The sequence below is a fragment of the Exiguobacterium sp. s122 genome (assembly GCF_018618475.1).
GTDB classification, from domain to species: Bacteria; Bacillota; Bacilli; order Exiguobacteriales; family Exiguobacteriaceae; genus Exiguobacterium; species Exiguobacterium himgiriensis.
The window spans coordinates 1,831,329-1,851,738 of the sequence record NZ_JACSMD010000001.1; the positions used below are offsets into that span (position 1 = coordinate 1,831,329).

The following is a 20,410-nucleotide window of genomic DNA, read 5'->3' on the forward strand; positions in this document are numbered from 1 at the left end:
ACGTTAGTCCTAGAATGAATAGAACAATTTTACTATACATTCTAAAAATAGTATTGAATAGACGATAATCTTAAAATAAATCAATAATTCTACTGATTTTGGATATCACCATAAATTTGGAACATCGGAACGACGACGGCGATGACGATGACGCCGACAATGCTCGCGAGAACGACGATGAGTAACGGCTCGATGATCGATTTCAACCGGTCCGTCGTCGTCTCGACCTCGGTCTCATAAAACTCGGCGACTTCGTTTAACATCGAGTCCAAATCCCCGCTTTCCTCGCCGACCGCAATCATTTGTGTCATAAGTGGCGGGAAGTTGTTGTTGCGCATGAGCGGCTCGTGAAGGGGTATCCCTTGCGCCATGCTGTTCCTTGCTTCTCCGAGTCCTTTTCGGATGACGCGGTTCGAGACGATTCTTTCTGTGATCTCAATCGCTGACAAAATCGGGACGGCGGCTTGAAGTAAGACGGCGAGACTACGCGTCAATAACGCAATCTGCGACTTCAACACGATGGGACCAAAAATCGGTGTCCTCAACAACAGACCATCGATGATGAACCGTTCCTTGTCCCGTTTCAGCATCCATGTGAATACGAGGATGCCGAGTATCGCGATTCCGAAGATGAGCCACCAATAAGCAGCGACGAAGTCAGAGACCGCGACGACGAGCCGTGTGATGAGTGGGAGCTCCCCGCCGAGCTGAGCGAAGATGCTGGCGAACGTCGGGACGACACTCACCATCAGGAAGGCGACGACGCCGATTGCGACAATGGAAACGACGAGCGGATACGTGAGCGCCGAGATGACTTTTCGCTTCACGTCATACTGTTTTTGGAGTTGGAGTCCGATTTGGTCGAGCGCCTCCTCCAAGTTCCCGCTCGCCTCGCCCGCGAGCGCCATCGAACTGAAGAAGTTCGAGAATATCCGCGGATGTTTCTTAATCGCCTCCGAATAGGCGATCCCTTCCCGTAAATCGTCCTCGACTTGACTGAGCGTCTTCTTCAGTGCTTTCGATTCGGTCTGGACACGCAAGATCGACGTCGCCCGTACAATCGGCACACCGGCCCGGATGAGCGTCGCGAACTGGCGCACGTACATAATCAAATGTTCAATCTTCACCCGATCCGGAAGCAAATTGATTTCCGTATTTAAGCCCGTCGACTCGAGCTCAGACAGTTCCGTCACGAGAATCGACTCTTCCCGGAGCTTTTCTTTCGCTTCACGGAGCGAGACAGCCGTGATGCGGCCTTTTTTACGGCGCCCGTTTAAGAGCTTGCCTTCGTATTGGAATATCGCCATACGGTTACCTCATTTCTTCATTCGGCGTGGCGTTCGGATTGATGATGCCTTGCCGGACGAGTTGCTCGATGGACGCATCCATCGACTGCATCCCGCTCTGCCGATTCGTCTGGATGACGGTCGGGAGCTGGAACTCTTTTTCATTGCGAATCAAGTTTGCGACCGCTGCATTGCCGATTAAAATCTCCATCGCGGCGACGCGTCCTTTCGGGACATCGACACGTGGGAACAAACGTTGACTGATGACGCCGAGCAAGACGTTGGCGAGCTGTGTCCGAATCTGGTCTTGTTGCTCGGCCGGGAATGCGTCGATAATCCGGCTGACGGTCGACATCGCGCTCGATGTGTGAAGCGTCGCCATGACGAGGTGTCCCGTCTCGGCGGCCGTCATCGCCGTCGAAATCGTCTCGAGGTCTCGCATTTCCCCTAGTAAGATGACGTCTGGGTCTTGCCGGAGCGCGGCGCGAAGCCCGCTCACGAACTTCGTGACGTCCGAACCGATTTCACGTTGGTCGACGATGCTTTGATTATGCGAATGCAAATATTCAATCGGGTCTTCGAGTGTGATGATTCGTTTTCGTTGTGTCCGGTTAATCTCATGGATCATCGAGGCGAGCGTCGTCGATTTCCCCGAGCCGGTCGGACCGGTCACGAGAATAAGTCCGTGCGGCTTCTCAATCAGTCGTTTTAAGACGGCCGGTAAATCGAGCTCGTTCATTGTCGGGATTTCCCCGGAAATGGAGCGAAACGCGATGGCGACCGTCCCCCGCTGGTAATAAGCGTTGACGCGGAAGCGCGAGACGCGCGGCACGCCAAACGAGAAGTCGAGGTCACGCTCTAAATCGAGCCGAGCGCGCATATCATCGGTCATAATCTCACGCAAGTAACTCTCAATGTGGGCCGGTAACACTTTCTCCTCTCCCATTGTGACGAGACTCCCGTCGATGCGAAAGATCGGCGGTGAGCCCGCGGTCAGATGGATGTCTGAGGCGCGTTGTTCGACCGCCTTCGTCAAAATCATTTCTATCGATTGATGGATCATCTCATCACTCCGTTATGACTGTTCTTAAAATCTCTTCGGTCGTCGTCAATCCTGACGCGACTTTTTCTAATCCATCAGCGAGTAAGAACCTCGCCCCGTGCGCTTTTGCGTAATCGACCATCTCCGCCTCTGTCGCCTGGTTCATAATGAGACGGCGCAACCCTTCATCGATTGGCACGACTTCATGAATGGCCAGGCGCCCCCGATAACCGGTGAAGTTACAGGACGCACAACCGTTCCCACGGACGACATGATGGATCACGACCCCTTCGTTCTCAAACAATTCTTGTTCGCGCTTTGAGACGGGCTGCGCATGACCGCAGTCCCGACAGACGCGTCGGACAAGACGCTGGGCGACGAGGCCGGACGTCGACGCGGCGACGAGGAACGGTTCGACCCCCATGTCAACGAGTCGGGTGATGGAACTGATCGCCGAATTCGTATGAAGCGTCGACAGCACCAAGTGGCCCGTGAGCGAGGCGCGGATGGCGATCTCCGCCGTCTCCGTGTCCCGAATTTCCCCGACCATGACGATGTTCGGGTCTTGACGGAGAATCGAGCGTAGCCCGGAAGCGAACGTGAGCCCGACTTTCGCGTTAACTTGCACTTGGTTGATTCCGTCGAGCTGATACTCGACCGGGTCTTCGACCGTGATGATGTTTTTCGTTTCGTCGTTTAATTCTTTCAGCGACGCATAAAGTGTCGACGATTTCCCTGAACCGGTCGGCCCCGTAATCAAGATGATTCCGTTCGGTCGCTTGAGCATGTCGCGGTAGACGCGCTCGTTATGCTCGCCGAAGCCAAGTTTGGTCAAGTCGGTTAAGCCTTCCGATGAGTCGAGCACCCGGATGACGATCTTTTCGCCGTACATCGTCGGGAGCGTTGAGACGCGGAAGTCATAGGGCCGGTCACGGAGCGTGTATTTGATGCGTCCGTCTTGCGGCAATCGGCTCTCGGTAATATCCAAGTTACTCATGACTTTGATTCGAGTCAGCATGACGCTTTGAATTTTTTTCGGATAGACGGCCTCGGTACGAAGGTCACCGTCGACCCGGAAGCGGACGTGGAGTTGCTTCTCGTGCGGGTCGAAGTGAATATCTGAGGCGCGTTGGTCGATGGCGCTCAAGAACAACTGGTTGACGAGCCGGATGACCGGCGCGTCGTCACGAGACGACGTTTCTTGCCGTTCTACTTCTGGCGCTTCTTCTTTTAAAATTTCGATGAGCGAAGCGTCCATTTCGTAATAGCGGCTAATCGTCTTACGAATCTGTTCTCGCGTTGCAATACCGACCTCGATGTTCATTCCCGTCTGGAGCCGGACATCATCAATCGCAATCAAATCAAGGGGATCCGCCGTCGCGATGAACAGCGTGTTCCCCTGTAACTCAATCGGCATGATGTCGTGCTTTTGGGCGATCGCCTTTGGCACGAGCTTTGTCACGGTCATATTGATGTCTTGCGCGTATATCGTGATGATCGGCACGTTCAACTGCTCATGCAACACTTGAATGAGTTGTGTCTCCGTCAAATAGTTGAGCCGCATGAGCGTATCCCCGAGCTTCTCACCTCGTCGTTTTTGAGCGAGTGCCTCATCGAGCTGGGCCGTCGTGATAATCCCCGCTTCAATCAGCATCTCACCTAAACGTTTCTTCGTTCGTCTCACCTTACTTCACCATCCTCTGTGGTACCTCCTGTTGCGCGACGGCTCGTTGTTCGATAAAGACGCTTAACGCGGCACCACCCAATACGCATAAAACGAGGAGGAGCAACGCCCACCACGTCCGGTCGAGCCCTTCCATGTACATCGTGTACACGCCGACCGAAAGGATCGCGACAAGAAGTGAGATGACGAGTTTCGTCTCTCGCTTTCGCACGGTCGGAACTGACAAGGCGAATAACGTCAACGTGGCGAGCACCCAGAAGGCGAGTAAAATCAAGTATCCAATCATCCGACTGCCTCCTCGCTTGGTTCTGGAACGGTTTCAAATACCGGTGGTTCTTCAAATTCATACGATCCGTCATTCTCTACATCGTCATCGAACGGGTCATCTTCCAGTAGTTCGTCAGGAAAAGTTGGAATGACTGGTTCGACCGGTTCTGGAGGCGGAAGAGGTACCGAACTCTTCGTCACGATTTCTGGGATTGGTTCATAAAAGTCGAAGCCAAGCATCTCAAGTGTTTCCCCTGATTCGGTGATGCGGACACGATACAGCTTCCCGGATTCACCCGCTTGTCCCGATTGTGTCACGGAGGAGCTACCGGCTGGAAGTGACGGGCTGAAGCGAACGACATTTTGATACGGCACGCTCACGACTTCTTCGACGCGTGACTCGTACGCCGCCTCGAACGCTTTTCCGAGCAATTGCACGGTCATCGTGTTCCCTTCGTTCAAGACGATGATGGCGTATGCCGTCTGTTCTGTGTTTTGAACGGCAAAATTCGAACGGTCATCAACGAGTACGTCATAACCGAGTTCGACACCGCTCGGAAGTGTCTCGTGCGGAACACGTTCTAAAATGTTGAACGGTGTCGCCGCGAACAGTTGGTAGAGCGATGGACCGAGCGTTGTCATGGCATCGAAATCGTCCCCGAACGCCTTCAAGCTAAAGATGTCCCCCGCGTTCATTTCAAAGCCGTTCATTCGTTCAAGCACCGAACGCATCGCCGGAGTCGGACTGACCGTCATCGAAGCGACGACCTCGTTCTCTTCTGAGATCGTCTCAAGGACGACATTCGAGTCGAGCTGAGAAGCCGACGCCGTGATCGGTCCTGTCACCATCGTCATCGTCACCGGCTGGTTGTCAAGGTAAGGCGTGACTTGTTCTTCATCGAGGGCGACCGCTAGCGGGTAATCTCCCGGTTCCGTGATCGTCTCAAGCGTCCCGTCCACGTTAAACGTCACGACGTCTTTTCCGACCTCGAGCGTCGTCCCGTCGACGAGTGTCACGCTGAACGGGGCGTTTTGAAAGTCTTTGACGGCGTTGTTGAGCCGGATGCCCGCTTCTTGTTTGGTCATCCCCGACACATCGATGCCGGCGACGCGCGTATCTTTATATGTGGCACTCGTCTTCGCGGCGACGTCTAAATAATTAATAAGCCCGATCGCCGGAAGCGACACGAGCAAGACGAGACCTGCCAGGATGAGCACGTGCATCCCATATCGTTTCATATTCAAAATTCCCCCTAAGTTCTAAATCCATAAGACTTTCGATGGACTATCCGAAATCACTGTAACTTTAGTATAATATGTCTTGTACAGAAAATAACATTTAAATCAGTAAATTAGACTGTTTTTCCCTACAGTTTTACTATTTTTGAAAAGGAGGTCAACGTGTTGGGTCGTTCTGAACAAGGTTTTACGCTCGTCGAAGTACTCGTCTCGATTGTTATTCTCTCCATCGTCTCGTTTTCCTTGTTAAATATCTTTAGTCAAAGCTTGAAAACGACGAATGATAGTTTAAACCGTACGATTGCCAATCAGGTCGCTCAGAATACGTTACATACGTTAGACCGAAGAGCCTCGTCACGCGAAGAGGTAATCTCGCTTACGACCCTGACACCGGGTGGCCCTTGTCCGTTTTGTTCGGAGATTAACGGACAATCGTTCAATGTAGACGTGACGGAGATTGGCTCGATGCAATCCGGCCATACGATCGAGCTTGAAGTAACGGTGACGACAGACACGATGTCCTCTCCTGTCCGGTTGAAAGGAGTGATCTCGAATGCGACGTTACGTGAGCCGTTCCCTGAAACAGCTGTCCCAGAAAGCGAAAACATTCAGTAACGATTCAAAGGGGTTCACCTTGGTCGAATTGCTCGTGACCGTCGTTGTCGCCTCGATTTTGAGTGGCGTCATTATCACAGCTTTCATCTCAGGTACACTCGGGTTTCGTTTAACGAATGAAACGAGTGAACTCCGAAGCGAAGCGGACTACTTAGTCTCATCCATCCTCTCGGAAGTGAACCGAAATCAATTCGATGCGGTCACGCAAATCGACGGTACGTTTCAATTTCATCGTTTATCCGATCCAAAAATCTCTGAATCCGGCATGATTTATCGCGAGGCCGGCTATGAAGCAATTCCGCTCAACTTGTCAGACGCTTCGTACGAACCAAGTAATCCAAACGTCGTACTTGAAGCGATCTCGATTCAACTCGTCGACCCGATATATGATCCAAGGCGCCCGAGCTATATGACGAGCGGCTTAATCGAGATTGACATCGCCTTATCGTTAGCCGAGAATCCTGAGTCGGTCAAAACGTTTAAAAGTTCGATTCTATTTTAACGAAAGGAGGGTCCCCTCATGCGAAAACAAGAAGAGGGTTACGTCCTCGTTCTCGTCCTGGTGACGATGGCCGCACTCGCTGTTTTATCTCTCGCAGCGATGCAAGTCAACCTCGTCACGAACAAGTTGACCGTCATCCGGACAGAAGACACGCAATTGAACGAAGACGCGAGAAGCGCCCTTCAGTTAATTGCAGCCGATGTTCGAAATCGTTTCCCCCTTCACGACTCTAACGATGTTCCCGAACATATGACGTCCGAGACTGCTTTTAACGCGGCTGTCCACGAACTCCTCGCGACGGATGCGCCATTTGTAAAATTGACGAATTCGAGTGACAGCACAATCACGTATTCGATTCAATTGAAAGAAAACGAGGACACGAACCGGTTCGCGACGGCCCCGTTCACGAAGATTCTGCAAGTGGACGTCCATGCGAGTCGCCAAGTAAACCCGGAACAGCCTCGACTCGCCGTTCACTATACACAAGACCTCTATTTGACGGCGTTACCGTCTTTCCTTTATTACGTTCTCGGGTCCGATCAGCAGTTAGCCGTCAACGGCATGCCGACTGTGAAAGGGAACATCTATTCAGGTGGCCCGTTCACGTTGATGCGTCCAGCTAACTATCAACTGAACGGCGAGGCGAAACAGCTCCAAAACTTGTCCACGAGCCGCTTTTATTTAGATGGCCGAATTGACGTACCGGACCTTGCCTCCTGCAATGTGTGTCGTCAACCGAACTATTTCACAGCCGGCAACACCGTCGCAAACGAGTTCCCGGACGCCGGACCTGTCACGAGCCAATTCTCACCGTTCCAGTTCGACTATTCCATCATCGAGTTCGTGAACCGGCGTCTGTCTCAAAAATTGCCTTACACGAATACGGTCGAAACGACGCTATTCAGACAGTCGACACTCCCTCGTACGAACCTCGTGTTCGAGACAGAACGTGTCATCAGTGACGACGGCTCGACCATTATCGAGCGGCCGAGTCCGTATTTGGCAAAACGGCTCTACGACCGTTTGACCGATCCCACCATCGTGACGTTACCGCCCTCTTTGACGGGTAGCGCGATGGTGATCACGGAATCGATTGCGAAAAACGAGAATCCGCTCCTCTTTGACGGCGACCTCACGATTGATTCACTCAACCACATTTCGATTGATCGGCCGCTTATCGTAAACGGCGACTTGACGATTCAAGGAAACGTCTCATTTGAATCAACCGTCTACGTGCTCGGTGACAGCGTCATTGATCGTGCGAACATTCGACCCCTCGATGAATCGGGCCTCAACTCGCTCGTCCTTCTCTCAAAAGGGAAAATCTTGTTGAATCGGATTAACGAGTTTGAAACGGGCTCGACGTCACTGCAAGCCTTTTTATATAGTGACTCTTTAGAGAAGACGCAAGTGTATGCGGTCGGATCGGAACTTCAAATCAAAGGTGGACTGTATAGTCGCGGTCCGCTCGACGTGAACGTGTTCCGTGGCCGTTACCCAGAAGCAGAAGGGCTTTCGGCGACCCAGTACTTTGAGCGAAACATCCCCGAACAAGCGCCCGAGCATTCTCGACTCCAACTGACGTATAACGACGCGGTGTTCAACCAATTGAATACGTTACCTGTCACCAATCAGCTTCAATTCTTCGTCAGCCAACCGGTCCAACTTAAGTAAACGACAAAAGACTCGCACTCAACCAATTGAGTGCGAGTCTTTTTCAACGTTGCTTCATCCAGTTCAAGACGGCATCTGAACGGAACTCACGGGCCAACTGCTCGTGTGCCGACGTCCATAACGCCCCGTTCGCGATCAATCGTTCGATGAGCGCCACATGATTATGGCGAACCGCTTGATATAAAATCGATTCTTTCGCTTGCACCGGTATAGCTGCGCCTGCATCAAGTAAGGAGGTGACGGCGTTCATGTCGAGCGCCTCGGCTGCGAACACGAGTAGCCGATCATCGTGCACTTCTTCATGCACGACGTTCCATTTCGCGGCATCGGCGTTCTCGCCGTATACGCGTGCCATCAACGGCTCGCCGTTCACTTCTGCGAACGGGTCTGCCTCATGATTCAAGTAGGTCCGAATCACCTCGCTCGTCCCAAGCTGTAACGCTTCTAGGAACAGCTCGGGCGTCGGTTTGACTTTCTCGGACTGAATCGCGAGTTCGACCGCTTCCCATTCACCACGTTGTTGGAGCTGATGAACGTCTTCCGCGGTCAAATCGCGTTTCGAAGCAATGGCTTCTTGCAGTTCCTCCCCTTCAAGGGACGTGAGGTCGACTGTCGACGTGTTCCATACGTATAGACCGAGTAAGACAACGACCCCTAACGCAACGAGTATCCATTTTCGTTTCAATTGACTTCCAACCTTCCTGGATTAATAGCGATCATCTTTACTCTCGCCAGACGTCTCGATGACGCGGACGTAGAACGTGTCGGTGACCGGGACGAACGTTCGGCCACTCGGTAGCGTCGTATACACTTGGACTTTCGCGATGCCTGGCTTGACTGGAACGAGCTGTTTCCCAGATCCGTTCACTTTTACAAACGCCTCACCTGACAATACGTTCAATCGATAGTCACGCCATGTCGACGTGGTCGGCCAGAATTGGAGGGATGGGTTTCGCGGTGCGGTCCCTTCTCCGATATTGATCGTCACGTCTTGGGCCAACACTTGATTCGGATACTCATTCACTCGAATCACCGTCGGATTGGACACGACGTTCTTCAGTGCCGTTTCGACGAAGGCGGTCTGTAATGAAATCGCAGACACATTTCCATTCGTCCCATGTCCATGATTCGCGCGAAGCGTGTAGCCAGATGCCGTTCGCGTCACTGTCAACGCAGCAGGTACCGTCCCGATCAACGTCGTCTCTTTTCCGACTTCTGGGTTTGAGATAATTCGAATCTCGGCCGTATCGTTTACACGCTTCTCAGCGTCAAGACTGTCCCACACCCATAAGTCGAGCTGTTCCGGCGTCTGTGTCAACGACGGGGCTAAGACGTTCACCGTGAACGTCGTGGATGGCATGCGAACGTTCACGTTACTGAACACATCCCCCGCGTCGACCGTCGCGCGAATGACCGTGTTGCCCGGTTTGAGTCCGCTAATTTCGAGCGTCGCACCTTTTTGAACGAACGAGACGCTGTCACCTGATACGGTTTCGTAGCGCACGGTCTCATATTGTGCCGTAGTCGGCATGATGCTCGGGGTCACCGTCACGTTTTGGCCGACGTATAACGATTGCGTATTAATTTGAATTTGTTCGGGCGGGCTGATGACTTTGACAGTTGATTCAGCCGTGATCGCCTGACGTCCTTCTCCTGGGTCAATCGTTAAACGTAGTTTGGCTTGACCGGTCTTGATTCCTTTTATGACGGCGTTATTTCCTGAGCCGCTCAATTGAACGAATCCGTCGTTGCCCACGACCTCCCACTTCAACGTTCTCCAGGTCGGATTCGAGAACACGTTCCCTTTCGCATCCGTGATGACCGGGCTGACGACTTGTTCCGCTCCGATTTGTAGCGTCACGTCAGGAATCGTCGCTTTATAAGCGAACGGGGAGCCGATGTTGATGAAGAGATCAGGGAACGTCGAGGTGATGGTCGTCTCTTTGTCCCAGTCGTTATGTTTATCCAAAATATGATCTTGCTTCTTCGAATACTCGATGTCCGTCTTGAGGACGTTGTCGGCTTGTTTCAACTGAAGGATAGAGGCAGAAGGTTGAACGGCTCGAACGACGACGTCAAACGCGAGACGACGGTCCCCGCTTTCCTCTGGTATAAAGACATTGATCGAACCGTTCCGTAAATAATAGAGCTCTAACGGGAACGAGACATCGATTTTCTGCGTGTTCGTGACGGGCCACTCTTTCCCTGCCGCGTCGCGAATGGCCACGACTTCAAGTTCTTTCGGCAACTGTTCCGTGAATGTCGCCGTGTTGATACGGATGAACTTATCCCCTAACTGGTTCGGTAGGCGGTCGAACTGTTCAGGGTACTCGATTTGATACTTGATCGTACCTGTCTCATAAAGCGAGATGGTCGAAGGGTTAATCGAGCGCGTGACTTTAATAAGATCGTTGACCGACTCCGGTCGTTTGACGTTGATCGTCAACGTATCGGTCACTTTCGCATTCCGTTTGTCCGTCGTCTCAATCGAAACAGATAATGGTTTGCCTTCGATGACGTCAGCGGCCGGAATGACGAACTCTCTCACTTCGTAGTTACGTAAGTTTTCAAACGTCGCCGATTTGCCGTTGTACGTGAACGTCGAAGTAAGGGACTGGTCTTGGAAATCATAATCGCTCGGACGCCACATGACGCGGACATCCCGTCCGGCCGTCACTTCGAGAGTCTTCGTTTTGATGTCTTCTTTCGAATACGCGTTCACTTGATCGCTGATGGATTCGATGACGTTATAAGGCTTATGATTCGCCCCGATGAAGGCTCGATACATCGTATTAATAAAGATTTTTTTCTCGTCGGCCTGCGTGAAGCTATTCGTATGTCCGGCACCCGAGTAAGTGAAGTTGTTTTTCGTGTATGTGTAATAATGGTTGTTCGCGTCTCCATACACCCGGTTTCCACCTGTGGAATAGAGGTTATACCAAGGCGTCACTTCAGGGTCATTTAAATCGAGTGTGAAATATTGATTGTGGGTATTTGAAATACTTTTTGGCGCGTCATCCAACTTGAACGGATAGTTCGTGAAAATCCCATCTTGCACTTTGATGGCACGTGACGTCTGTTCCGGCGCACCGAACCCCATATTCGTATACGTACGTTGGCCCGAGACGTTCAAGGCAGGATCTTGGTGTACAAACTGTCGCTCCCATTCTGACGTTGGCGCATCCGCACTGTTCGTCCGGAAAATTGTGTCATGCGTCAACATGACCCCTTGTCCCGTCTCACTGAAACGCTTCACTTTTCTCGTCGCACTCTCACTCATGCTTCCCGACACGTTATACGAGTCTTGGAAGCCGAAGATCAACATATCGTAGTCGTTCGCCGCGAGCGCCGCGTCGTACACACCTTTCCCGAAACTGTCGGTGTTCCCGTTCGTCAGTTTGAACGAATAGTTGCCGGCCGGGTCGACAAGCATGTCCGACAAGTCCCGTGAGATTTGTCCGTTCGTGCTCGTCCCTGCCGTCAGTTGTAGAATATTCGCTTGTACTTGTTGGTCCAAGTAGACGAAACTTCCTTTTTTATAGTCGGCTCGTCCTGTAATCGTGTCTTTCACGACGAGCATCCAGTTCTTCGGGCCACTGAACGTCGGGCGAGATAACGTGAAGTCGATTGTGCCGGAGAGCTTGGCCGCTTGCTCGACGACTTTCTCTTGCGGGTGGAAGCGATCGTTATGGTCGAAATCGATGTAGAGTTCGACGATGGTTGAGGCGTTCGGTTGCGCCGCCATATTGTACGTAAAGTTGATCGGGGACCGAACGTCGTTTCGCACCGTGATCGTATTGTTCACAAGCGGTTGTTGGTTGTATGTGACGTTCGTCGTCTTCAAGCGTGGACGGATACTCGACACTTTATTGAGCTGTTGCACCATCTCTTGATCGACGTTTTTGTTCGTCTCTCTCGGGAAGACTTTGACATTCGAATAGGTCGCAAACGAAGCGAGCCGCTTCAACTGTGCGCCACCAGTTGCGGCATCTTCGTGTAGGTAAAGCGGTAAGCCGACGCGTACGATGGAATGGAACAGCTCATCAACTTTGAGGGCGGTCAAATCGTTGAATAGAAGGGTCGTATCGTGATTCGTGCTACGCCCAATTGTTCCCGTCTGATATTTTGTCGACAACGGGCTACTTCCGATCATGACAGCGTCATAGGCCCCGGTCATCGGGAAACGGGAGGCGTTGAACTCTTTAATCGTCATAAACTGTACGTTCAGTTTTGACGCATCTACATTTAACGAGCTTCGATATGAATCGATTGCCGCTTTATATTGATCGACGGTCAGAATTTTGGAGGAACTGTATGCATCTCGCAAAACAAGAATGTTCAATAAAGGCTGGTCCGTATTCGCGTGGCTCATTTGAGGCACGGTTGAGCCGAGCATGATGACAATGATAAGTACGTGCAGAAACTTACGCAACGTGAGTTCCTCCCCAAATTTGATGTTTACTCTTCATTATCACACCACTTTACCAGAACTTACATAGCTTTCTTTAATCATTGGTAAATGTTTCTTGGAAATACGTTCTGACTTCACTGATGAAGTAAAGCGATCCCGTCACGACGAGCGTTTTCGACTGCGGCTTTTGTACCCAATCCTTGAGCCACGACTTCCACTCGACATAGTCGGCCCCGTCCGCCAGTAAACTTTCTTTCGTCCGCGTCCGAGGAAAATCAAACGTCGTCTCGACAACGCGTCCGACTTCGTTTAACGAGTCCACCATGGCGAGACGGTCTTTATCGGCGAGAATAGCGGCAAGGATCGTCACATCATCCTCGAGCCGTACTTGCTCGACGAGCGCCTCGACCCCTTCCGCGTTATGGGCCCCGTCAAGGAGGATACGCGGCTCTTTTGACACGAGTTCGTATCGACCTGGATGTTGAGCAATGATGAGTCCCAATCGAATCGCCTCTTCTTCCCATCCGAGATGGCGCGCGACGGCGACGGCACATGCACCGTTATACGCTTGATGGCGCCCCGTCAATCCAAGCGTCACCGGAGGCAACCCGTCGTATGTCACGATCGTCTCTCGTCCGTCTTCAATTGATTGGACGAGCGGTGTGACGTCTCGGACCGGAGACGCGTACGCCTCCCCTTTGTCTTCTAACAATCCGATCAACCGCTCGTCCGTCAAACTATGGAACATCGGCACATCGCGCTTCATGATGCCAAACTTCTCAAGCGCGATCTCTTCGAGCGTGTCACCGAGAATGCCTTGATGGTCGTGCCCGATGGACGTGACGACCGTCGCGAGCGGCCGTTTCAACACGTTCGTCGAGTCGAGCCGACCCCCGAGACCGACTTCCCAAATGACGAGGTCAGGCTGTTGTTCATGAAAATAGAGCCACGCCATGACTGTAAGCAGTTCAAATTCCGTCAACGTCTCTGGTGACGCGCTCGCACAGGCTTGAACGCGATTCGCGATGTCGATGAGGTCCTCTTCCCGGATTGGTTCTCCGTTCAACATAATCCGCTCCTCGAACTGGATGATGTATGGTGAGATGAACGTCCCGACGTTCAGACCTTGTTTAATTGCCATCGACCGCAAGAAAGCGACGGTCGACCCTTTCCCGTTCGTCCCGGCAACGTGGACCGAGGGCAACTCCTCAATCCCGAGTCGTGAAAGCATCCACTCCATTCGTTCGAGCCCCGGCTTGATGCCAAAGCGAAGCTGTCCGTTCAACCATTTCAGTACGTCTTGTCTCGTCTTCATCTCAATTCACTCCTATATGTACACTTCTTTTTCATCTTACCAAAATTCGCAGACACCGAACGAATGAATCAGCTGTGCTATACTCGAGGCGAAGAAGGAGGGATTGCGATGACAACCAACTGGAACTTCGAGGCAACGTATCTCGAACTCCGTGACATGTTTTATCACCGTGGACCGGTCCACCCGGTTGAAGCACCTGAGCTCGTCTTGTTTAATGACGACCTCGCGAAATCGCTTGGCCTCAACGTCAAGGCGGTGAAGCAAGACGTCGCCCTATTAGCCGGAAACAGTCAGACCGACACGTCCTTTTCTGAGGCGTATGCGGGGCATCAGTTCGGTCACTTCACGATGCTCGGGGACGGCCGTGCGCTTATGCTCGGGGAACACGTCGCCCCGAACGGGAAACGATTTGATGTCCAATTGAAAGGTTCGGGTCCAACCGAGTATTCCCGGGGCGGCGACGGACGGGCCGCCCTCGGTCCGATGGTGCGCGAGTTCATCATCAGCGAGGCGATGCACGCACTCGGTATCCCGACGAATCGTGCCTTAAGCGTCGTCAAGACCGGTGAACCTGTCATGCGGCAACGGCCGGAGCACGGGGCCGTGTTGACACGTGTCGCCTCGAGCCATTTGCGGGTCGGCACGTTCCAATACGCGGCCGCGGCTGGTTCGATTGACGACGTCATCGCACTTGCAGATTTTGCGATCAAGCGTCACGACCCGGACCTTGTCGGACAACCCGACCGCTACGAACAGTTCCTCCGGCGCGTCATGACACGTCAGGCGAAACTGATTGCCGACTGGCAACTCGTCGGCTTCATCCACGGCGTCATGAACACGGACAACACGTTCATCAGCGGGGAAGGCCTCGACTATGGGCCGTGCGCCTTCATGGACACGTATCACCCGCACACCGTCTTCAGCTCCATCGATCGGGACGGCCGTTACGCCTACGCGAATCAGCCGTACATCGGGTCATGGAATTTGGCACGTCTTGCTGAGACGCTGTTACCGCTCCTCGCCGAGACGCAAGAAGGGGTGATTGATATCGCCAACAAGCTGTTGGACGGGTATACCAAGACGTATAAAGAAGCGTACTTCACGGGACTCGCGCATAAGGTCGGGCTATACGTCCGAAAAGACGGAGACGATGCGCTCACGGACGAGTTGCTTCACCTGATGGTCGAGACCGAGGCGGACTTCACGAACACGTTCCGTGCCTTGACGCTTGGTGATATCGATGCGCTCGCTTTCTCCAAACAAGACGACGGCAAGGCATGGCTCGCCGCTTGGCAAAAACGCCTCAGTGAGCAAGGTCTCCCGGAAGCAGATGTAACTCGGCTCATGCGCCAGTACAACCCGGCCGTCATCCCGCGCAATCATCATGTCGAGTCAGCGATTCAAGCAGCCGAACGAGGTGACTTTGAACCGACGCATGCACTGCTCGACGTTCTTAGAAACCCGTATGATTATGAAGCGGACTATAGCCGCTACGTCTCACCCGGACCTCCCCGAATGGTTCCGTATCAAACGTATTGTGGCACATAAACCATCCCGCTTGTGCGAGATGGTTTTTTTTAGGAACCTTCTATAATCCATCGACGTATAGATGAGTATCAATCATTCAGGAGGGTCCTTATGCGTCTGCTTGCGTCACTCATCTCACTTGGGTTTGCCTGCCTTATCTCGCTCGAATTGTGGCAAGGTCCCTTTCATAGCGGCTGGGTATGGTCCATGCCTGCGTTTTTCTTAATCGTTTCGTTTTTCCAGTTCATCAAACACGTGAACGAGCTTGAATGGGAGGAAACAAAATGAAGATGACTATCTTGCTCATGACCATCATCGTCGTGTCCACATCTTATCTCGTCTACAGTTTTTATTTGTCGTTTACGGGTCAGTCGATTCAGCCGCAAGTAACTGGTCTCGCAATCGGTGCCCTGCTCACGTCGTCTTATTTCGTGACAACCGGTCGCCTTCCGTTTTGGACAGAGCTAGAGGAAGAGGACGTATGAAAGTTCTTTATTCCATCTTGTTAGGATTCGGCAGCATCCTTTATGTCGTCTATGCTATTCATCTATTCCGCATTGGGCATCCTCAACCGTTACTCCTCCATGCTATGATTGTTATTGTTTTATTTGGCATCATCTACGTTGGACGCAAACGAAACCCCGAACATCGATGACGATGCTCGGGGTTTCTCGCTGCTCATTTAAATCCCAAAATGAACCAAGTCCTTGCCTTCACGTTCGACTTGAATGATGAGACGAGCTAAATCGCTCACCTCTTCTGAACGAGGAAACGCACGTGATTGCGTGACAATCTCATAAAACATCGACAACGATTCGTTTGGGATGAGCGTAATTCCGTAATAATCCAACCCGAGCTCAGTACGATGATACGAATGGAAATAGGTACGCATAATCGAACACGCCTCCATAAGCTCTTGGATAAAATCATCATCACCCTCAGTGTAGCCATTATATTCTGGATTACGTATAGGTGTTTTCAAATTTCGATCCCATAAATCAAATTCGTGCACTGGCAAACGAGAACCCGTCCTTTCACCTGATTTAATTTATTCTTTGATTGGAAAGTTCGACGACGACGCCTCTGGCAACGAGTCCGAGAGGTCGAGCAATGTCTCTTCCGATACGTCCCCTGCCACGACAATCAGTCTCCCTTGGTCGAAATAATACAAGCCGTTCCCTGCCGGTTGATTTAAGCGATACCGCTCATTCGAAACGTCTCGCCGTTCAATCAATTCTCCGTCGGCCACACTGGTCGCGTCGGTCATTAAAATCGTGATGATTTGTGTTTCATCATACATCCATCGTCCACATCTCCACCGGTCGCTCGAGCTGATTCATCTCGAAGTTGACGACAAAGAGCTCCGCTTCAGGCAAGTCCAACCCGTGATGGACTTTTTCGGTCGCCTCGGGAATCGTAAAGTTTTGAATCCCGTGTAACCCCCACTCCTCGCCCCGTGAATAGTTGAATACGCCGAACGAATCGTCGCGGTTTGGTAACTTGATGGCAATGAGTCCGAGATTATCGATGACCGTTTCATAGATCACACCGTCTTTCGAAGGTCGTTCAGACGTGCCATCCGTATATTGCAACGTATATTGGGCCGTGACCGCATCGACAAGTCGAACGGTCCCTTTCGGCACATCTTCAATCACGGAGCCGAACACGTCTTTCTCCTCCGATGTTGATTTGGTTTCTTCGTTGATTGTTACTTCGGATTCGGTTCGTTCAATCGGCGCAGTCGTTTCCACCAAACACCCGCTCAAACTGAACACAGCAAGGCTCGCGATGACCAATAATCGCTTCATATCTCATCCACCTTTATTGTATGTAACACCTAATTCTACCAAAAAAACCTTCTTCGGAGAACAAGTCTCCGAAGAAGGTGAATGTCTTACTTACGCAACTCTTCCAAACGGGCGCGGACCGCGTCACGCTTGTCGAGGTAGTCTTTCTCTTTCGCTTTCTCTTCGTCGATGACGTGAGCCGGGGCCTTGCCGGTGAAGCCTGGGTTACCGAGCTTCTTCTGAACGCGCTCGACTTCCTTCTCATACTTCGCCACTTCTTTTTCAAGACGGGCGATTTCTTCTTCGAAGTTGATGAGGTCAGCGAGCGGGATGAACAGTTCTGCGCCCGTCATGATGGCCGACATCGACTTGTCTGGAGCCGTCAAGCCACGCGCGATTTCAAGCTCGGTCGCGTTCGTAAACTTGCCGATTGTCGCCTCGTTCGTGCTCAAGTAGCCTTGTGTCGCCTCATCCGACGTCGAGATGAAGAGTTGAATCGGTTTCGACATCGGCGCGTTCACTTCCGAGCGGATGTTACGGACCGAACGGATGACGTTCATGACCGCCTCGAACGCAGGGACTGACTCCGCAAAGTGGAGGTCGTCACGGCGCGTCGGGTAGCTCGCACGGACGATCGAGTCGCCTTCATGCGGCAAGTGTTGCCAGATTTCCTCTGTGAGGAACGGCATGAACGGGTGCATGAGACGCATGATTGAGTCGAGCGTATGCGCGAGCACCGAGCGTGTCGTCGCTTTCGCCGCCTCGTCCTCACCGTAAAGTGTGAGTTTCGCCATCTCAATGTACCAGTTACAGAACTCTTCCCAGATGAAGTTGTAGAGGTAGCGACCGGCTTCGCCGAACTCGTACTTGTCGACGAGACGCGTCACTTGGTCGACCGTGTCGTTCAAGCGTGTGAGAATCCACTTGTCGGCAAGCGTCTTCTCGCCTGAGAGGTCGATGTCCTCGAACTTCATGCCGTCCATGTTCATGAGAGCGAAACGGCTCGCGTTCCAAATCTTGTTCGCGAAGTTCCAAGTCGACTCGATCTTCTCCCAATAGAAACGGAGGTCGTTACCTGGCGTTGACCCGGTGAGGAGGAACCAGCGGAGCGAGTCGGCACCGTATTGATCGATGACTTCCATCGGGTCGACACCGTTCCCGAGCGATTTCGACATCTTGCGGCCTTCCGAGTCGCGGATGAGACCGTGGATGAGCACGTCGTTGAACGGTTGCTTTCCTGTGAACTCGAGCGATTGGAAAATCATGCGCGATACCCAGAAGAAGATGATGTCATACCCGGTGACGAGCGCACTCGTCGGGAAGTAACGGTTAAAGTCTTTCGCGTCCGTGTCCGGCCAGCCCATCGTCGAGAACGGCCAAAGTGCTGACGAGAACCACGTGTCGAGCACGTCTTCGTCTTGCGTCCAGTTCTCGCTGTCCGCTGGTGCGTCTTTCCCTACATATACCTCGCCTGTCTCGTTATGGTACCAGGCCGGGATGCGATGGCCCCACCAGAGCTGACGGCTGATACACCAGTCGCGGATGTTCTCCATCCACCGGAGGTACGTGCCTTCGAACCGCTCCGGAACGAAGTTGACTTTCGTGTCGTCATGTCCTTGCGCTTCGAGCGCCGCTTTCGCGAGCGGCTCCATGTCGACGAACCATTGTTTCGAAAGATATGGCTCGATGACCGCGCCCGAACGTTCCGAGTGGCCGACCGAGTGCGTGTGCGGCTCAATCTTGACGAGTGTGCCGTCCGCTTCTAAGTCTTTTACAAGTTGCTTGCGGCATTCGAAACGGTCGAGCCCTTCGTACTTGCCTGCGTTCTCGTTCATCTTGCCGCCTTCGTCCATGACGAGGACGCGCGGGAGTTCGTGACGGTTCCCAATCTCGAAGTCGTTCGGGTCGTGTGCCGGTGTGATCTTCACGCAGCCTGTACCGAACTCCATGTCGACGTAGTCGTCCGCGACGATTGGAATCTCACGGTTCATGACCGGGAGCATGATCGTCTTACCGACGAGGTGCGCGTAACGCTCATCTTTCGGGTTGACGGCAACGGCCGTGTCGCCGAGCATCGTCTCCGGACGCGTCGTCGCAATCTCGATGTGGCCCGAACCGTCCGCGAGCGGATACTTCATGTGGTAGAACGCGCCTTCCACTTCTTGATAGATGACCTCGATATCCGAGACGGCAGTCTTTTGCGCCGGGTCCCAGTTGACGATATATTCGCCACGGTAAATCAAGCCTTTCTCGTACAAGCGGACGAATACTTCCTGGACCGCTTTCGAGAGCCCTTCGTCGAGCGTGAAACGCTCACGCGAGTAGTCGAGGCCGAGGCCAAGTTTTGACCACTGGGCACGGATCGTGTCCGCGTACTCGTCTTTCCACTCCCACGTCTTCTCGAGGAACTTCTCGCGTCCGAGGTCGTAACGCATGATACCGTCCTCACGGAGCTTTTGTTCGACTTTCGCTTGTGTCGCGATGCCGGCGTGGTCCATCCCTGGGAGCCAGAGGACGTCATAGCCTTGCATGCGCTTCAGGCGCGTCAATAAGTCTTGGAGCGTCGTGTCCCACGCGTGTCCGAGGTGAAGTTTTCCCGTCACGTTCGGTGGCGGGATGACGATCGTGTACGGCTGTTTCGAGTCGTCCTCGTCTGCTTTAAATACATCGTTCTCTAACCAGTAGTCGTACCATTTTGCTTCCGTCGCACTCGGGTCGTACTTCGTCGGCATGGTGATTTCGTTTGTCTCGTTGGCCATGTGTGATGCCCCCTCTATAAAATGTAAACACAAAAACGGCTTCTCTCGTCCTATACGCTAAGGACGAAAGAAGCCGAATCTTCCGCGGTACCACCTTAGTTCGCCAAACACGTTGGCGCCCTCAAAATCGAATAACGGTCGATGGACCGGACCTCTCTACTCGCGTTCAAAAGGTCAGCTCCGAGGCGACTTCCGCACCATCCTTCGCGGCCTTGCACCTAACGGCCGCGTCTCTGGGAAAGGATGTTTGTTGCGTACTATTCCTCATCATAGCTTTTGTTCGTATCTGTTAAACAATTGTA

At 52.5% G+C, this 20,410-nt stretch carries 18 protein-coding genes and 1 other annotated feature; of the genes, 6 read left to right on the forward strand and 12 right to left on the reverse strand.

Annotated features, from left to right (window positions below; genetic code table 11):
- Window positions 1–89: 89 nt before the first annotated feature.
- From KNP92_RS09465 to KNP92_RS09485, 5 genes are read right to left on the reverse strand one after another with little or no spacing between them, the layout of a single operon-like run.
- Window positions 90–1,307: a type II secretion system F family protein gene (locus KNP92_RS09465; RefSeq protein ID WP_214839760.1), complete on the reverse strand. Its 1,218-nt coding sequence runs from the start codon at window positions 1,305–1,307 to the stop codon at window positions 90–92.
- A 4-nt stretch (window positions 1,308–1,311) separates the two neighbouring features.
- On the reverse strand, window positions 1,312–2,349 hold the full coding sequence (locus KNP92_RS09470; RefSeq protein ID WP_214839762.1) for a type IV pilus twitching motility protein PilT: 1,038 nt from the start codon (window positions 2,347–2,349) through the stop codon (window positions 1,312–1,314).
- A 4-nt stretch (window positions 2,350–2,353) separates the two neighbouring features.
- The gene (locus KNP92_RS09475) at window positions 2,354–4,012 is read right to left on the reverse strand and encodes a GspE/PulE family protein (protein ID WP_214839764.1); all 1,659 of its coding nucleotides are present in this window, start codon (window positions 4,010–4,012) and stop codon (window positions 2,354–2,356) included.
- Window position 4,013: 1 nt separating this feature from the next.
- Complete coding sequence (locus tag KNP92_RS09480; protein ID WP_214839766.1) at window positions 4,014–4,298, reverse strand: hypothetical protein; 285 nt, start codon at window positions 4,296–4,298, stop codon at window positions 4,014–4,016.
- Window positions 4,295–5,518: a G5 domain-containing protein gene (locus tag KNP92_RS09485; RefSeq protein WP_214839768.1), complete on the reverse strand. Its 1,224-nt coding sequence runs from the start codon at window positions 5,516–5,518 to the stop codon at window positions 4,295–4,297. The genes KNP92_RS09480 and KNP92_RS09485 overlap by 4 nt, the downstream gene beginning before the upstream one ends.
- A gap of 165 nt (window positions 5,519–5,683) precedes the next feature.
- On the opposite strand from KNP92_RS09485, the gene KNP92_RS09490 reads away from it, so the two are divergent.
- The 3 genes from KNP92_RS09490 to KNP92_RS09500 are packed head-to-tail and all read left to right on the forward strand — an operon-like array spanning window position 5,684 to window position 8,309.
- Complete coding sequence (locus KNP92_RS09490) at window positions 5,684–6,133, forward strand: type IV pilus modification PilV family protein (protein ID WP_214839771.1); 450 nt, start codon at window positions 5,684–5,686, stop codon at window positions 6,131–6,133.
- Window positions 6,072–6,635, forward strand: coding sequence for a prepilin-type N-terminal cleavage/methylation domain-containing protein (locus KNP92_RS09495; protein WP_214839773.1), 564 nt, complete (start codon window positions 6,072–6,074; stop codon window positions 6,633–6,635). The genes KNP92_RS09490 and KNP92_RS09495 overlap by 62 nt, the downstream gene beginning before the upstream one ends.
- Window positions 6,636–6,653: 18 nt before the next feature.
- Window positions 6,654–8,309, forward strand: coding sequence for a hypothetical protein (locus KNP92_RS09500; RefSeq protein WP_214839774.1), 1,656 nt, complete (start codon window positions 6,654–6,656; stop codon window positions 8,307–8,309).
- 43 nt (window positions 8,310–8,352) lie between these two features.
- Here KNP92_RS09500 and KNP92_RS09505 read toward each other — a convergent pair whose 3' ends face one another.
- The 3 genes from KNP92_RS09505 to KNP92_RS09515 form a co-directional block, all read right to left on the reverse strand.
- A complete protein-coding gene (locus KNP92_RS09505; protein ID WP_214839776.1) occupies window positions 8,353–8,994 on the reverse strand; it encodes an ankyrin repeat domain-containing protein in 642 nt (213 codons plus the stop codon).
- Window positions 8,995–9,015: 21 nt separating this feature from the next.
- The gene (locus KNP92_RS09510; protein WP_251136444.1) at window positions 9,016–12,741 is read right to left on the reverse strand and encodes a DUF5057 domain-containing protein; all 3,726 of its coding nucleotides are present in this window, start codon (window positions 12,739–12,741) and stop codon (window positions 9,016–9,018) included.
- A 73-nt stretch (window positions 12,742–12,814) separates the two neighbouring features.
- Window positions 12,815–14,035 (reverse strand): bifunctional folylpolyglutamate synthase/dihydrofolate synthase, encoded by a 1,221-nt coding sequence (locus KNP92_RS09515; protein ID WP_214839778.1) that lies wholly within the window; start codon window positions 14,033–14,035, stop codon window positions 12,815–12,817.
- Between the two features lie 108 nt (window positions 14,036–14,143).
- Here KNP92_RS09515 and KNP92_RS09520 point away from each other — a divergent pair, with 108 nt between their 5' ends.
- From KNP92_RS09520 to KNP92_RS09530, 3 genes are all read left to right on the forward strand, one after another.
- Window positions 14,144–15,583 carry a protein adenylyltransferase SelO gene (locus KNP92_RS09520; protein WP_214839780.1) on the forward strand — a complete coding sequence of 480 codons (1,440 nt, stop codon included), beginning with the start codon at window positions 14,144–14,146 and terminating at the stop codon, window positions 15,581–15,583.
- Between the two features lie 90 nt (window positions 15,584–15,673).
- Window positions 15,674–15,850 carry a hypothetical protein gene (locus KNP92_RS09525; protein WP_214839781.1) on the forward strand — a complete coding sequence of 59 codons (177 nt, stop codon included), beginning with the start codon at window positions 15,674–15,676 and terminating at the stop codon, window positions 15,848–15,850.
- Complete coding sequence (locus tag KNP92_RS09530; protein WP_214839782.1) at window positions 15,847–16,047, forward strand: hypothetical protein; 201 nt, start codon at window positions 15,847–15,849, stop codon at window positions 16,045–16,047. Before KNP92_RS09525 ends, KNP92_RS09530 begins: the two co-directional genes overlap by 4 nt.
- A gap of 197 nt (window positions 16,048–16,244) precedes the next feature.
- Here KNP92_RS09530 and KNP92_RS09535 read toward each other — a convergent pair whose 3' ends face one another.
- The 4 genes from KNP92_RS09535 to KNP92_RS09550 form a co-directional block, all read right to left on the reverse strand.
- Window positions 16,245–16,454, reverse strand: coding sequence for a hypothetical protein (locus KNP92_RS09535; RefSeq protein ID WP_214839783.1), 210 nt, complete (start codon window positions 16,452–16,454; stop codon window positions 16,245–16,247).
- Between the two features lie 156 nt (window positions 16,455–16,610).
- On the reverse strand, window positions 16,611–16,862 hold the full coding sequence (locus tag KNP92_RS09540; RefSeq protein ID WP_214839784.1) for a hypothetical protein: 252 nt from the start codon (window positions 16,860–16,862) through the stop codon (window positions 16,611–16,613).
- A complete protein-coding gene (locus KNP92_RS09545; RefSeq protein ID WP_214839785.1) occupies window positions 16,855–17,370 on the reverse strand; it encodes a hypothetical protein in 516 nt (171 codons plus the stop codon). Before KNP92_RS09545 ends, KNP92_RS09540 begins: the two co-directional genes overlap by 8 nt.
- Before the next feature lie 86 nt (window positions 17,371–17,456).
- Entirely contained in the window at window positions 17,457–20,108 is a 2,652-nt protein-coding gene (locus tag KNP92_RS09550) for a valine--tRNA ligase (RefSeq protein WP_214839791.1), read from the reverse strand.
- Between the two features lie 56 nt (window positions 20,109–20,164).
- Window positions 20,165–20,388, reverse strand: a binding site (T-box leader).
- Window positions 20,389–20,410 lie beyond the last annotated feature (22 nt).